This window comes from Arboricoccus pini (assembly GCF_900187945.1).
Classification (GTDB): Bacteria; Pseudomonadota; Alphaproteobacteria; order Geminicoccales; family Geminicoccaceae; genus Arboricoccus; species Arboricoccus pini.
This window is the reverse complement of sequence record NZ_FYEH01000001.1, coordinates 324,334-339,027: the sequence shown is the minus strand read 5'-3', so window position 1 is coordinate 339,027 and position 14,694 is coordinate 324,334. Positions and strand designations below refer to the sequence as shown.

Annotated in this window: 10 protein-coding genes and 1 tRNA gene; 8 read left to right on the top strand and 3 right to left on the bottom strand. The window is 63.9% G+C overall.

Features of this window, described 5'->3' with window-relative positions:
* The first annotated feature begins 22 nt into the window (after positions 1 to 22).
* The gene (locus tag CFB17_RS01605) at positions 23 to 721 is read left to right on the top strand and encodes a lipid-binding SYLF domain-containing protein (protein ID WP_088559637.1); all 699 of its coding nucleotides are present in this window, start codon (positions 23 to 25) and stop codon (positions 719 to 721) included.
* 6 nt (positions 722 to 727) lie between these two features.
* Here the strand turns inward: CFB17_RS01605 and CFB17_RS01600 are convergent, their stop codons facing one another.
* Together CFB17_RS01600 and tsaD are read right to left on the bottom strand one after the other, a co-directional pair.
* Positions 728 to 1,213 carry a hypothetical protein gene (locus tag CFB17_RS01600; protein WP_133063811.1) on the bottom strand — a complete coding sequence of 162 codons (486 nt, stop codon included), beginning with the start codon at positions 1,211 to 1,213 and terminating at the stop codon, positions 728 to 730.
* A gap of 13 nt (positions 1,214 to 1,226) precedes the next feature.
* Positions 1,227 to 2,318, bottom strand: a complete 1,092-nt coding sequence (tsaD, locus tag CFB17_RS01595) for a tRNA (adenosine(37)-N6)-threonylcarbamoyltransferase complex transferase subunit TsaD (RefSeq protein WP_243389663.1) — start codon at positions 2,316 to 2,318, stop codon at positions 1,227 to 1,229.
* A gap of 68 nt (positions 2,319 to 2,386) precedes the next feature.
* Here tsaD and hemC point away from each other — a divergent pair, with 68 nt between their 5' ends.
* The 7 genes from hemC (at position 2,387) to pbpC (ending at position 14,086) form a co-directional block, all read left to right on the top strand.
* Positions 2,387 to 3,298, top strand: a complete 912-nt coding sequence (hemC, locus tag CFB17_RS01590; RefSeq protein ID WP_088559634.1) for a hydroxymethylbilane synthase — start codon at positions 2,387 to 2,389, stop codon at positions 3,296 to 3,298.
* Positions 3,295 to 4,002: a uroporphyrinogen-III synthase gene (locus CFB17_RS01585; RefSeq protein ID WP_165769367.1), complete on the top strand. Its 708-nt coding sequence runs from the start codon at positions 3,295 to 3,297 to the stop codon at positions 4,000 to 4,002. Before hemC ends, CFB17_RS01585 begins: the two co-directional genes overlap by 4 nt.
* Positions 4,003 to 4,447: 445 nt before the next feature.
* A complete protein-coding gene (locus CFB17_RS01580) occupies positions 4,448 to 5,530 on the top strand; it encodes a hypothetical protein (protein WP_088559632.1) in 1,083 nt (360 codons plus the stop codon).
* 28 nt (positions 5,531 to 5,558) lie between these two features.
* Positions 5,559 to 6,932 carry a heme biosynthesis protein HemY gene (locus CFB17_RS01575; RefSeq protein ID WP_088559631.1) on the top strand — a complete coding sequence of 458 codons (1,374 nt, stop codon included), beginning with the start codon at positions 5,559 to 5,561 and terminating at the stop codon, positions 6,930 to 6,932.
* Positions 6,933 to 6,989: 57 nt separating this feature from the next.
* Positions 6,990 to 7,065, top strand: a tRNA-Thr gene (locus tag CFB17_RS01570).
* Between the two features lie 257 nt (positions 7,066 to 7,322).
* On the top strand, positions 7,323 to 12,020 hold the full coding sequence (locus tag CFB17_RS01565) for an alpha-2-macroglobulin family protein (protein WP_088559630.1): 4,698 nt from the start codon (positions 7,323 to 7,325) through the stop codon (positions 12,018 to 12,020).
* The gene (gene pbpC / locus CFB17_RS01560) at positions 12,017 to 14,086 is read left to right on the top strand and encodes a penicillin-binding protein 1C (RefSeq protein ID WP_088559629.1); all 2,070 of its coding nucleotides are present in this window, start codon (positions 12,017 to 12,019) and stop codon (positions 14,084 to 14,086) included. Before CFB17_RS01565 ends, pbpC begins: the two co-directional genes overlap by 4 nt.
* Before the next feature lie 97 nt (positions 14,087 to 14,183).
* Here the strand turns inward: pbpC and CFB17_RS01555 are convergent, their stop codons facing one another.
* Positions 14,184 to 14,687, bottom strand: coding sequence for a hypothetical protein (locus tag CFB17_RS01555; RefSeq protein ID WP_088559628.1), 504 nt, complete (start codon positions 14,685 to 14,687; stop codon positions 14,184 to 14,186).
* Positions 14,688 to 14,694: the final 7 nt, after the last annotated feature.

Genomic DNA, 14,694 nt, shown 5'->3' with positions numbered 1-14,694 from the left:
TATAGGTTGGAGATCGATCCGCATGAAGCGCCTGTCCCGTCGTCGTCTGCTCGAATTCGCGGCCATTACCGCTGCGGCCCCCTTGGTTGTGCGGCCGACCACCCTTTGGGCCCAGTCGAACGAGGCGCAGATCTTGGTCGATCGCGCCCGGATCGTCGTCGAGCAGTTCCTGGCCACGCCCGCCAAGGACGACATGCATGTCTACGTGCAAAACGCCTATGGTGTCATGGTCCTGCCGGACGTCTTGAAAGGCGGCCTTCTGATCGGCGCCGAATACGGGACCGGCGTCATGCTCCTGCGTGACCTACGCACGGGCACGTTTGGCGAACCCGCTTTCTTCACGCTGGCCGGTGGCAGCTTCGGCCTGCAGATCGGCGGCAAGTCTTCCGACTTGTTACTCACGTTCATGAATGACGGCGCCATCACCAAGCTGCTGAGCTCCAATTTCAAGATCGGCACCGATGTCAGTGCCACGGCCGGCAAGCTGGGGGCAGGCATCGGCGCGGCGACGACGGTCCATTTCGGCGAGGACATCTACATCTTCTCGCGCGAGCAGGGCCTCTACGCCGGCGTCTCCTTGGATGGCTCGGCTCTCAAGCCCAAGGACGACTATGATAAAATCTATTACGGCCAGCCCGTGACAGCCACGCAGATCCTTCGCGATCGATCGGTGTCCAATGCGGGTTCGCAGCAATTGCGCGATGCGCTGGCACGCTTCTAGCGGTCATCAGGACCGGTGCCGGGTACCCGGTAGCGGCTCTTCCTCGTCACGCGCATAGAGAAGCAACATATCCCGGACGGCGGTGCTACCGCTGGTGTCGCCGCCCAGGACGCGATCATAGAGTTCCATGAACATCTCGATCGTCTCGGTCTCGGTCCAGCCAAAACCGGTTCGGCGCATGTGGTGGGTGATGATGGCGGCCACGAGATTGTCGATGAACTGCCGCCCCACCGACGGCGGCGCACCGGCACGGTCGAGCAGCTTGCCGATGGCCCGGAGCGAGCGCCCCGTGCGGAAGGCATCGCCGCTAGCGACCAGGCCCGGCAGGCGCTGCATCTCGGCCATCTGCCGCTCGTTGGGGCCAAAAGCATAAATCAGGTTGAAGTCACGTTCCGTGGCTGCCTTGACCCGCTCAAAGCGCCATCCAAGGACCCCGGCGCGAAAGGCCAGTTGCGGATCAATCGGTGCGTCCTTGACACGACCCCACATCATCGCCCTTCCCCCATTATGCCTTGGCACCCTTCTGGCCGGAACCGATCCGCGGTGAGGCGGACATGTCCAAAGGCCAGCGGGCACGGGTCAGAGAGTCTAGAGGGTCCCCGGCACCAAGCTCCAGTCGCTCGATGCCCGCCCAGGCCACCATCGCGCCATTGTCGCCACATAGGGTGATCGGCGGAGCGATGAAAGGCATGGCGTGCTCGGCTGCAAGCCCAGCCAGGGCCTGGCGCACCACGCCGTTGGCGGCAACGCCGCCGGCGACGACAAGGGGCAGGCCGCCACCGTAGCGAGCCTCCATCAGCGCGATGGCGCGACGGGTCCGGGCAGAAAGACTGTCGGCGACGGCGGTCTGAAAGCTTGCGGCCAGGTCCGCCCGTGTCGCCTCGTGCGCGCCCTCCTCGCCAAGTGAGAGGATCGTCGTGCGCACCGCCGTCTTCAAACCCGAAAAGGAAAGATCGCAGCCGGCATGTCGGCTGAGCGGGCGCGGCAGATCGAAGCGGGTCGGATCGCCGAAACGGGCCAGCGCCTCCAGTCGCGGACCGCCCGGATAACCTAGCCCCAGCATCTTGGCGACCTTGTCGAAAGCCTCGCCCGCCGCATCGTCGATGGTCGTTCCCAGCCTTTCAAAACGGTCGGCGCCATGGACGGCCAGCAGCTGCGAGTGCCCGCCCGAAACCAGGAGGAGCAGATAGGGAAAGGCAATCCCGTCCGTCAGCCGCGCGGTCAGCGCATGGGCGGCCAGATGGTTGACGACGAGGAGCGGCTTGCCCAGCACGGCTGCCAGCGCCTTGGCACTTGCGGTTCCAACAACGAGGCCGCCGATCAGGCCAGGACCGCCGGTGACAGCGATCGCCGCCATGTCGCCCAGGCGGAGGCCAGCCGTCCGCAGCGCCTTTTCCACCAGGATATCCAGCCGCTCGACATGGGCGCGGGCTGCAATCTCCGGTACGACCCCTTCATAGAGGGCATGTTCGTCGAGTTGCGAATAGACCTCGTGTGCCAGTATCGAACGCGCGTCGTCGACGACGCCAACGGCTGTCTCGTCACAGCTCGTCTCGATGCCGAGAACGACACGACCGATGATGGATGGTAGAGTCAAAGGATGGTGATCGACAATTGGTTGCGAAGGAAGCTTTTGCGCCCCCGACATACCGGCACGACCGGCTGATGACCAGAGCTATGCCATTTCGCCTGGGCACGCGCGGGTCGCCTCTGGCCCTGGTCCAGGCGGAGGCGGTTCGTGCCGCCCTCCTTGCGGCGCAGCCAGAGGCACAAGTCGAGATCACCATCATCCGCACGGAAGGCGACCGTGTCACCGACCGCGCCCTGGCCGAGATCGGCGGCAAGGGCCTCTTTACCGAGGCCATCGAGCAGGGCCTGCTGAATGGCTCGATCGATATTGCCGTTCATTCGATGAAGGATGTTCCGACCACCCTGCCCGGCGGATTGACGATCGGCGCCTATCTCGAGCGGGAGGACCCACGCGACGTTTTGATCGGTGCTACCTGCATCGAGGCCCTGCCGGCAGGCGCTGGCGTGGGCACGGCCTCAATGCGACGGCGCGCGCAACTCCTGGCAAAGCGACCCGACCTGCGAGTCGAACTCCTGCGTGGCAATGTCCAGACCAGGTTACGCAAGCTCGAGGAGGGCTTGGTTGATGCCACGCTGCTGGCGTTTGCGGGTCTGAGGCGCCTGGGCCTGGGGCATGTGGGAACGCCTCTCTCAATCGAGGCGATGCTGCCGGCCGTATCGCAAGGTGCGATCGGTGTGGAATGCCGTGCCGATGATTCGATCATTCACAAGCTGCTTACCCATGTCGACCATGCGCCCACACGTCTTTGTGTCGAGGTCGAGCGCGCCATGCTGCTGGCCCTGGACGGCTCCTGCCGCACACCCATCGCCGGCCTTGCCGAACTCCACGGCGACGAAGTCCGGCTAGCCGGGCTCGTCGCCTCGCCCGATGGCAGCCACCTCGTCACGGAACGAGCGACGGCTAGGATCGCCGATGCGAGGCGGATGGGCTTCGAATTGGGCACCACATTGCGTCTGCAGGCCGATCCCTCCTGGTTCGAGCCTTGAGCGCCCGGCAACTTGTCCTGCTGACGCGGCCGCGTCGACAATCGCTCGCGACAGCCAGGGCGCTCAAGCGCAAGGGATATCGCTCACTCATTTATCCGCTTTTGTCGATCGAACGGCTGGACCATGCTGAGCCGGACCTGCGGGATATCGCCGGCATCGTTCTCACGAGCGCCAATGCCGCGACCGCCCTCGACGATCGGATGCGGCAGATGCCTCTTTTCGCCGTGGGCGAGGCTACAGCCGCCGCCGCCCGGTCCCTGGGGGCGCGCCACGTCACTGTCGGGCAGAAGGACGGCCGCGCGCTGGCCGGACGGATCACTTCCTACTTCAATGGTCGGCCAGGCGCCTTGTTGCACCTAGCCGGCGAGCAGGTGCGTGACGGCCTTGAGGAGGCGCTGGTGGCGGCTGGGCTTGGGTATCGCCGCTTGACTGTCTACCGCGCCCAGGAGGCGCGGACCCTGAGTCAACGTGTCCTAGACGCGCTGCGACGCGACGAATTCGTCGCCGTCATGCTATTCTCCCCACGCGCAGCCACGATCTTTCGGAACCTCCTGGCCGCCGCAGATTTACTCGACCGGGCAGAGTGCGTCACCGCCGTTTGTATGAGCGAGGCTGTGGCCGCTTGCGTCTGCGATCTGGCATGGCAAGCCGTTCGCGTTGCCGACCTGCCCAGCCAGGATGCCATGTTGAAGTGTTTGCGCTAGACCAGAACGCGCCTTGAGGGCCGGGGGAGGACATGGTAGCCGACCTCGACCCCTTTGCCGGGTTCAACGCGCGCAACCACCCCTGCCCTCCGCGGATCGGGGCGGCCGGCATAGGGACAGGGCTCGTCTAAAATCTGCGAGGAGGATCGGCATGGCCCGAGCCGGGGCTAGAAAAGGACAGACGAACCCGACCAGGGTCGCGTCTGCCGGAACGTCCGCCAAGACAGAGGCCGACGCCAACGCTCGCGAGCAGGAGCCCTTCGAGACGGGCATTACCGAAGGGCCGCAGCTGCCTTCCTCTGGTAGCGACTCGTATCAAGGCGACGATAAAACTCCCCCCTCGTCTCTCCAACTGCCCGATCCGAGCGGGTCGCCTGAGCGTCCAGCCGATGCTTCGCTCGAGCCTGACTTGCCACGGCCGCCGCTCAAAGAGCGGCCTGCTGCGATGCTGAACGAGACTACGGCAATCGCACCAAAGCCGGACACAAACCCGCCTCCCCCTTATGAATCCTCTGCACTTGGTCCCGACGAGCCCTCCGGCAGCACATCGGAACCGGAGGCAGGCCCGACGTCTCCGAATAAAGGTGGCAATGAACCGCCTTGGCATATCCGCCGTGACGCCATTCTCCTTGGCCTGGTGGCGGGCCTCATCGGCGGCGGCCTCTTCTTCGCGATTGCCCATTTCGCCCTGGAGCGGAATGATCCCCGCTTGGCGCAGTTGCAGATGCGCGTGCAGGGGATGGAGGAGACTCTGGCGTCCTTGGATACGCGTTTGCGCAACTTGCCCCCGGACCTGAGCGGCAATGTCGCAACCCTCGACAACAGACTGGACGGGCTTGATGCCCAAGTGGCAAAGCTGCCGACCAGTCAGCCGGATGTAGGGCCGCTGCGCAAGGATGTGAGTGCGCTCGAAGAGAACATGACAGCGCTCCAGCAAAGCGTGCAGGGGATGAGCGGTCAGCTCAGCAGCTTCGATGAACGGCTGACGGCGGTCCAGAACGTCGTGCAGCGCGGAAGTGCTCTACAGCTTGCTGTTGAGGATGCTGCGAGGGCCCTGCGGGAGGGCGGCTCGGTGGCCGATCCGGCGGCGCGATTGAAGGCGCTGGCGAACGACGATGCCGGATTGGCCCAGGCTGCCGACGCGTTGAACTCTGCAGATGGCAAGGGCATTGTCTCGATTGCCTCGCTGCGCCAGCAACTTGATGCCATCGAGCCACCGACGGTGGGCGAGGCACCCGCCGCCGCCACGGGCTGGCTTGGTGGCATCACCGCCAATGTCAGCAAGCTCGTTGACGTCAGGGGCATCGATACGCGGCGTGATGCTATTCGTCAGGCGCTCGATCAGGCACGCATCCGCCTTGCCGACGGCGATCTCGCCGCGGCGCGTGATGCCGTGGCGCCACTGGCCCGTGATCAATTAGCTGGCGCGGCCGCCTGGGTCGCGGCGGCGGATAATCGCCTCCAGGCGGAACAAGCAATCGCCAGCGCGCGCCAGCGCGTCGATGCGATCATCGGCTCGATGCGATGAGCCAGACCACGCTGTTTAGGAATTAGGCATGATCCGGCTCGTCGTCTTTCTGATCATCGCGATCCTGGCTGCCCTGGTCGCCGTCTGGTTCGCCAACAACCCCGGTCATGTCCTGCTGCAATGGCAGGGCATGCAGGTCGAGACCTCGGTCGGGGTGGCGCTCATCGGTATCCTGGCCACGGCCGCTCTCATTACGCTCCTGGTCGAAATCCTCTGGGGTATCGTGCGCTTGCCCGCGCGGCTGGCAAAGTCGCGCCGGCGCGCGCGCACGATCGAGGGCTATCAGACCCTGTCGCAAGGCCTGATCGCTGCAGCGGCCGGCGATCGCAACGTCGCGCGAGCGCATGTCAAGAAAGCGGAGCAGTTGATCGGTGCAGAGCCCGCCGTTCTCCTCCTTGGCGCCCAATCAGCCCAGTTGGACGGTGACGAGGAGCGTGCCCGACTGCAGTTCCGCCGCATGTTGGACGTGCCGGAAGCCAGTATCCTTGGCCTGCGCGGACTATTGGCGCAGGCCGTCAAATCGTCCGATCCGGAGGCTCTCGAGCTGGCGCGGCGCGCCTATCGCAAAAACCCCGATGCCCAGTGGACGGTGAGCACCCTCTTCGACCTTCTCATCCGCCAGCGACTTTGGGGCGAAGCTACGAACCTCGTGGGACCGCTGGAGCGGCTGGGTGCCGTCGATTCAGCATTGGCGAGACGTCACAGAGCGGCCCTCTCGACCCTAATCGCCCAGGACACACTCGCCGCCGGCAATGCGCGCCAAGCTCTGGCTGAAGGCCGCAAAGGGTTCAAGACGCTGCCGAATTTTGCCCCTCCGTCGGTGATAGCGGCCCGCGCGGCGATCGCGCTCGACCGAATTCCCGAGGCAAGGCGGCAGATCGAGCGAGCCTGGCAGATCAGGCCGCATCCCGAGTTGGCCGAGGTCTATACCGCACTGGCGCCGAGCGAGACGGCCACTGAGCGATTGAAGCGTTTCGACCGGCTGCGTCGGCGCCATCCGTCCCATCTCGAAACCCATCTAATCATAGGCGAACTGGCGCTCGCGGCTAAGGACCTGGAAAGGGCACGTAGCCATCTCGAGCAGGCCGTCGAGCAGGGCCCAACACAGAAGACCTGCCGCCTGATGGCGGATCTTGAGCGCATGGCCGGGCACCCGGAGGAAGGACAGCGCTGGGAGCACAGAGTCGCGGACGCGGTGCCCGATCTCGCCTGGGTCAGCGAGGCCTCGGGCGAGTCGTTCGATACGTGGCGGCCCTTTGACGGTAACAATGCCTTTGATCGGCTCGTTTGGAGCACGCCCCCAAGGCTCTCGACCCTCTTGGGCCCGGACCAGCCGCACCGACTGATAGAAGCGAGCCGGACAACGACCGAAAGCGAGGCTGGAGCGCGTCCCGCCGCCTGATTTTTGCCCCGCCACATCCTTGCGCAGCGGCGTCAGCCCGCTATAAGAGCCCGCGTCGCCGTAGTAGCTCAGTCGGTAGAGCAGCTGATTCGTAATCAGCAGGTCCCCAGTTCGAGTCTGGGCTGCGGCACCAATCTTCCAAGTGACTCGCCGAACCCGTTTTAAACCCAGTGGTTTAAGATTAGCGGAGTTATAGAAGCCCCCCGTGGCCAGCAGATGGCTGCGAAGTTGGGTTGATAAAAAGTCGGCGGCGATTTGATGCGGAGCGGATGAATGATCATCACCCGTGTCTTTATGGTACCGTTTTAAAAAGAACCTTACGGCTATCGCTGGATTTGTTGCCTAACGACACGTTATCGATACGTCCTGAGCCCAACCAGGAGGTGAACGATGCGGCTATCGAGATTGCTGACCCTCGCCGGGATAGCGCTGATTTTGCCCTTGCAAGCGTTTGCCTTCGATTACGTTGATCACAATCTTCAAGCCGATCAGGCGCTGCCGGCCCTCTGCCTCACTTTCGACGCAGCGCTGACCCGCGGCAATGGCGATGCCTATCGGCCGTTCGTCACCGTCGATCCGAACCGCGATCATGGTCTCTCCGTGCGTGGCAAGGACATCTGCATAACCGGCCTCGAGCATGGCGCCAGCTACAAGATAGGCATCAAATCCGGCCTAACGGATGCTGACGGCGAGAAGCTGCAGCGCAACGTTGCCTTCGACGTCAAGCTGCCGGACCGAGCGCCGCTTGTGGCCTTCGGCACGAACCAAGACATCCTGCCTTACAGCAAAGGCGTGATCTTGCCGATGCGCAGCGTCAACGTTGGCCGCGCCGACATCGAGCTCTATCGCATTGGCGAGCGCGCGCTCGCCGACCAGATGAACCAATACTGGTTCGGCGAGGCCTTGTCCTCCGATGAGAAGGACATATTGGCAGATTCCCAAGGCGAGCGTCTCTTCTCCGGCCATGTCGATATCGCCAACAAGGTGAACGAAGACGTGGTCACGGGCCTGCCGATCGATCGGCTGGTGCCCAACCTGAAGCCCGGCCTCTATGTCATGACGGCACAACCGGCGGGCGCCTCGCCGGACGACTGGGACGAGTTGGCCACCCAATGGTTCAGCGTGTCCGACATCGGCCTCTTTACCGCCCAGAGCAGCGACGGCCTACTAGTGGCTGCCCGTTCGCTGCAATCGGCTGAGGCCATGGCCGATGTTCAATTGAACATCGTCGCGCAAAACAACGAGATCCTGGGGTCGTTTAAGACCGACGCTCACGGCTTGGCTTGGGTGCCAGTGGCGCTGCTGCGCGGCAAGGGCGGCAATGCGCCCAAGCTACTCAATGCGACGATGGCCCGAGGCGACTTCACCTATGTTTCGCTCGAAGGTCCCGCCATGGATCTGAGCGAGTTGGACATCGGGGGACGCACGGCTCCGGGGCCGCTCGATGCCTTCCTTTGGACCGATCGCGGTATCTATCGTCCGGGCGAACCCGTCCAGTTGCAGGCGTTACTGCGCACCGACAGGGCTATGCCCACGGATGGCCTGCCTCTCAAGCTGCGGCTCATCCGTCCGGATGGTGTCGAATCGCAGACGCTGACACTGGACCTCAAGTCTGCTGGCGGCGGTTCGTTGACCATTCCCGTTCCGGAAAACGCCTACACCGGCACCTGGCGGATCGAGGCGGATGCCGGCGGCGAGAAATCGGTCGGGACAGTCAGCTTCGTCGTCGAGGACTTCGTCCCACCCCGCATCGAGGTGAAGGCCGCTGGACCTGCGGCGAAGCCCGACCTTAGCGAGCCCGTCGAGGTGACCGTCGACGCCAATTATTTTTATGGGGCACCGGCAGCCAATCTCGGCGGTCAGGCGACGCTCACCGTCCAGGCTGCCGACCAACCATTCCCCAATCTTAAGGACTTCTCGTTCGGCTTGGCGCAGCAGCACTTCATGCCGCAAAAGGCGGAACCCGCCAGTTTCTCGACCGATGCCACAGGCAAGGCGTCGCTAGCCCTGACGATACCGACCCTGGCCGACTCGACGCAGCCTTTGGAGGCCAAGGCGGACGTCGACGTCTTTGACGTCGACGGTCGCGCGGCCCACGCCCAGGTTACCGTGCCTATGCATACTGCTGACCGGTTCATCGGGATCCGTAGTGGATTTGGAGCCGACCTGCCGGAGAATGCCGAGGCTGGCTTCGAGGTGGCGCTGGTCGATGCCGACGGTAAGCCAATCCCAGATTCGACGCTGCGCTACGATGTAGTACGCGAGAATTTTATCTATAATTGGTATCGAGAAAACGGTCACTGGCGTTACGAGACCAACGTTTATGAAGAGCGCGTCAATAATGGTGAAGTGGCTATCGACGCGCAGGGCCGAGGCAAGGTCAATCTTCATGTAACGACCGGTCGCTGGCGGCTAGACGTTTACGACGCCAGCGGCAAGACAGCGTCCAGCACCTATTTCTATTCGGGCTGGTGGTCGGATGCCTCGGCGAGCAATAAGCCCGAGACCATGCCAGTGGCACTCGATTCCAACGCACCAGCCGACACGCTCAGGCTTCACATCCAACCGAGCTTCGATGCGCACGTCCTGGTCCTGGTAGGCGACAGTGGTAAGGAAAACGCCGTCGAGTTCGACATCGGCAAGAACGGTCGAACCGTGGAACTGCCCAAGACGGATATTCCAGCGGCGGGTACGTATATTACCGCCATCGCCTTCGGCAAGACCGGCGCTGTTCTGCCTCGTCTACCCGTTCGTGCCCTGGGGACCGTCTGGGTGCCGGGCGCCGCTGCGGCGCGCAAGCTCGACGTGGCCGTCCAGGCACCGGAGAAGGTCCAGCCGAACCACACTCTCGAAGTCGACATGACCGTCAACGGCATCAAAGCCGGGGCCGAGGCTTACGCAACCGTGGCTGCTGTCGACGATGCCGTCCTCCAAATGACCGACTTCGCGACCCCTGATCCTGCTGCCTTCTATCTGGGCCGTCGGGCGCTGAACCTCACCCTTCGAGATGTCTACGGCCGACTGATCGACCCGGCCGGCCAGCCTGGCAACGTCGTCTCCGGCGGTGATGCGCGCGCGCTCAAGCAGATTGGTAGCCTCGATGTGAAGACCGTGAAGACGGTGGCCCTGTTCACCGGCCCAATCAAGGTCGACCAGTCGGGCCACGCCCATGTGAACCTTGACGTCCCTGATTTCAGCGGGCGGCTTCGCGTCATGGCGGTTGCCTGGACGGCCGATCAGTTTGGCAGCGGCGATGCGAAGACGGAAGTCCGGCCACCCGTGCTGGCTGAACTCTCGCTGCCCCGTTTCCTGGCGCCTGGCGACAAAGCTCGCCTGCGCGCGTCGATCACGGTGCTGGAAGCACCCGAGCAGGACTATACCGTCAAGCTCGAGACCGACGGCCCTGTCCATTTTGAGCGCAACGACGTTAATTTCAAAGACGTCAAGCGTGACCGGCGCCGCTTTGTCGACCGCATGCTGGTCGTCGATCAATCCACCGGCGTGGGGCATATCAAGCTCGTAGCGACCGGGGCCGATGGCAGCCGCTTCGAGCGGCAGTTCGCTATCGCGGTGCGCAGTCCCAATCCTTATGTGACAACCCGTCAGATCTGGAGCATCCAGCCCAAGCAGAGCTTTGAGGTCAATGCAGCGCTCTCGGCCAACATGCTGCCGGGAACGACCGAGGCACGCTTGAATGTGTCGTTGATGCCGGCCTTCGACGTGCAGGGCATGCTGGCCTCGCTCCGTCGCTATGCTTATGGCTGTGCCGAGCAAACGGTCAGCCGCGCATTCCCCGAACTCTATGCGGACGTACTGCAGATCGACGGAGTCCAGGCACAGGATATTGGCGGGGCGATCGTCCGACTGATGTCGCTCGAGAACGGTGGTGGCGGCTTTGGTTACTGGTCGGCCTACGAGGGTGCTAATGTCTGGCTCACGGCCTACGTGCTCGATTTCTTCGAGACCGCCATGGCCAAGGGCACGCCCGTGCCCCAGGGGCTGCTCGATCGGACGGTCAACTGGCTGAGCGGTCGTTTCGCCACGCTCGACACCACGCCCAGGGACCTATCGGCCGGTAGCTATGCGGCCTTTGTCCTGGCTCCCACGGGCAAGCTCGATCTGTCGCGCCTGCGCTACTTTGCCTTGAATGCCATCGACAAGATGCCGACCCGCTCGGCACAGATCCTGACAGCCGCTGCCTTGCGCCAACTTGGTGACAATCAGCTGGCCGAGCGCGTGCTGGCAGCGCCCACGATTCCCACGAATATCTATCTTGCCAACTATGGCAGCGAACTTCGCGACCGTGCCATGGAATTGGCCATTGGCACGCAGGCTGGCTTGCTCACGCCTAACCGCCTGGCCTCGCTGGCCGACGAGACGGCACGCGGTCTTGCCCGCCAGAACTGGCTCAGCACCCAAGAGGAGGGTTGGCTGCTGCGCGCGGCAGCCGTGATGCGCTCACCCGGTTCGCTCGATGTCACCCTTGACGGAACCGAGCACAAGGGCATCCAGTCGATCATGGTCGACAGGGACGCAGGGAGCAGCAAGGCCACCACCCTGCGCAATAATGGAGATAAGCCGATCTTCGCCACGCTCTCATTGACTGGAATCCCTGCGGGGCCGGGAACCGAAGAGAGCAACGGTTTCACGATCCAGCGCGACTATTATCTACCGAATGGCACGGCCGTGGATCCCTCAAAAGTCGTGCAAAACCAGCAACTCGTCGTCGTGATCACCGGCAGCCAGAGAGATAGTGATGTCGACCGCAAGGCGCTGGTCGTCGACATGTTGCCGGCTGGGTTCGAGCCGGAGACAACGAATCTCCCAACCAGCGACGACGGAAGCACAACGAACTGGATCCAGGATCTGACGACGCCCGACTTCACCGGTACCCGTGATGACCGCTACGTAGCGGCGGTCAGCCTGAACGACGGCAACAATCAGTTCAAACTGGCCTATCTCGTCCGTGTGGTGACGCCTGGCACGTTCACCCTCCCAGGCGTGCAGGTCGAGGACATGAACGCGCCTGAAATCCATGCCCGCAGTGCCGCCCGCAAGATCGAGGTGGCGCCGGCGCCCGTTCCTTGAGGCGGCGCCTTGCTCAGACCGGAGCGGGTCTCGGCCTGCTCCTCCTGAGTGTTGTTCTGCTCCTGGCCGTGCTTGATCGGGTCTACCCGCCCGATCTGCGTCGCCTCCAGGATGTGTCCACGATCGTCGTTGACCGGAATGGCCACCTATTGCGTCCGTTCCGGACCGACGACGGAGTGTGGCGCTTCACCACGCGAGTCGAGGACGTCTCGCCGCATTATATCGACCTTCTCCTGGCGATCGAGGATCGTCACTTCTACAGCCACCCTGGCGTCGACCCGCTGGCTCTTTTGCGCGCCTGCCTGCAGGTAGCCTGGCATCGTCACGTCGTCTCAGGCGGCTCGACGCTGACCATGCAGGTAGCGAGGCTTCTCGAGCCCCGGCCAAGGACCCTGACGGCCAAGCTGATCGAGATCGCCCGGGCCCTCCAACTCGAATGGCATTACGACAAGAACGCGATTCTTTCCTTCTATCTCACCCTGGCCCCAATGGGCGGCAATCTCGAAGGCGTTCGCGCGGGCGCCATGGCTTGGCTTGGCCATGAGCCAGCCAGCCTCTCGGCGGCCGAAGCCGCCCTTCTCGTGGCCCTGCCGCAAGCCCCGAGCAAGCTGCGACCTGATCGGGAGAATGCCCCTACGCAGGCGATCCGGGACCGCGTTCTGGCGCGTGCGGAGGAAGCCGGCGTCTTGAGTCCGGCTGATGCGAGTGCGGCTAGGGCCACGCCTATACCTGTGCGTCGACTGACGATGCCGATGCTGGCACCGCACCTGAGCGAGCGGCTTGCTGCCGCCAACCCTTCGGGCACCACTGTCCATACGACAATTGACGGCGCGCTCCAGACGGGGCTTGAGCGCATGCTGCGCCAGGGCCTTCACGACGTGCCCGCACCGGTCAACCTCGCCGCCATCATCGCCGACCATCGGAGCGGCACGATTCTGGCGCAAGCGGGCAGCGCCGCCTACATGGATCAGCGCCGCTCGGGCATGATCGATATGACGCGGGCGATCCGTTCGCCGGGCTCGACGCTCAAGCCCTTGATCTACGCGATGGCATTCGACGCCCGCCTCGCCCATCCGGCAACCATCGCGCGCGACGCAGCAACGCGCTATTTCGATTATGCGCCTCATAATTTCGACGGCAGTTTCAATGGCGACGTCACTCTGCGCGAAGCCTTGCAGTTCTCATTGAACCTACCGGCGGTTGCCTTGCTCGACAGGCTGGGGCCCGTGGCGTTCGCCACGCGGATGAAGGAAGTTGGGCTGCCGCTCACTTTTCAAAATCCGAACGTCACGCCCGCTCTACCGATCGCCCTGGGCGGCGTCGGCACGACGCTGACCGATTTGGTCACCGCCTATGCCGGCCTCGCCAATGGCGGCATCGTCCGACCGCTGGTGGAGACCGGAACGCCACCGCCGCAATCAGAAGAGACGCTGGTAAGCCCCGATGCGGCTGCTGCCGTGGCCGACATCCTGGCCGGGGTCGCGCCGCCCACAGGCCTAGCTCCTCGGCAGGCGAGGCTCGGCTTCAAGACCGGCACGTCCTATCGCTTCCGCGATGGGTGGGCGATCGGCTTCGATGGTCGCTATGTCGTGGGTGTCTGGATGGGCCGCGCTGACGGGGGATCATGCAATTGCGTGGGCATCAAAGCGGCCGCTATCATGCAGCATGTCTTTGGACTGCTGCCGCCCGTGGCACTGCCAGTCCTGCCGCAGAACTCCCCTTTCGCGGGCGATGCCCCGGCCACGCTGGTCCGACTCGACACACGGGGCCTGCGCATGCCGGGCACGAAACCACCCACGATCGCCTTTCCCATCGCGGGCAGTGCCCTCCTCTTGGATCTGAACGGCGGTGATCCGAAAATGGCCGGAGTGGCGTTGCGAGCCGAGGGTGGAACGCGACCCTATCGCTGGCTGGTGGACGGACGGTCACTCACCAGCGATACCTTCGCCACCCAGACATGGTGGGCTCCGCGCGAGCCGGGCTTCTCAACGATCACGGTCGTCGATGCGACGGGCGCGAGCGCCAGCGCCAATGTGCGCGTGCTGCCGCGCGAGCCTGGCGGCTAAGATCCGCAGGTCAACGAGGGATGCTCGAACAGAATTGCCCAGTTGGGCGAACGACGCCACGCGGTCAGGCTGAACGCCGCAGTCAGGCGGCACGGCCTCAGGCCAAGAGCATCTCGCGAGCGATGAGCGAAGCCGCGTTGTCGCTGTCGACCAGGGCCAGCACGAGAAGCGCGTGACCGCGCTGTGCCGCCAATGCCTCGAGGAGGTCGTCGTGGCTGAGTGCGCCGAGCCTTTCCTTGATCTGCGCCCGCTCCTCGTTCTCGACGGGCGACAGCGAAAGGATACCCGCAAGCGGCCCTTCGGCCTCGCTCTCCAGCCGAGCCAGCACGGAGCGAAGGATGGTCAGGCAGTCATCCACCCAGCGATCGATAATCGCCGCATGGGCGGCATCGCGCGGCCGGCGGTCCTTGATGAGGCGGATCGTCTCAAGATCGAGCCGCGCCTTGGCCTCACCCATGATAAAGCGGTCGATCGCCCTGGCACACTCGAGCCAGCTTTTGTATCTGAGGTCTCGTGTCAGGCGGGCGGCCGTCATCGCCTCGCGCGTCCAGCGCCTCGGGCGAGGAGTGCCGTCGCCGGCGGATCGGTCCAAGTTGCTCATGGATGGA

Coding starts and splice junctions, on each gene's coding strand:
- CFB17_RS01605 (WP_088559637.1), top strand. CDS start 23: ATGAAGCGCCTGTCCCGTCGTCGTCTGCTCGAATTCGCGGCCATTACC.
- CFB17_RS01600 (WP_133063811.1), bottom strand. CDS start 1,213: ATGATGTGGGGTCGTGTCAAGGACGCACCGATTGATCCGCAACTGGCC.
- hemC (WP_088559634.1), top strand. CDS start 2,387: ATGACCAGAGCTATGCCATTTCGCCTGGGCACGCGCGGGTCGCCTCTG.
- CFB17_RS01580 (WP_088559632.1), top strand. CDS start 4,448: ATGCTGAACGAGACTACGGCAATCGCACCAAAGCCGGACACAAACCCG.
- CFB17_RS01575 (WP_088559631.1), top strand. CDS start 5,559: ATGATCCGGCTCGTCGTCTTTCTGATCATCGCGATCCTGGCTGCCCTG.
- CFB17_RS01565 (WP_088559630.1), top strand. CDS start 7,323: ATGCGGCTATCGAGATTGCTGACCCTCGCCGGGATAGCGCTGATTTTG.
- CFB17_RS01555 (WP_088559628.1), bottom strand. CDS start 14,687: ATGAGCAACTTGGACCGATCCGCCGGCGACGGCACTCCTCGCCCGAGG.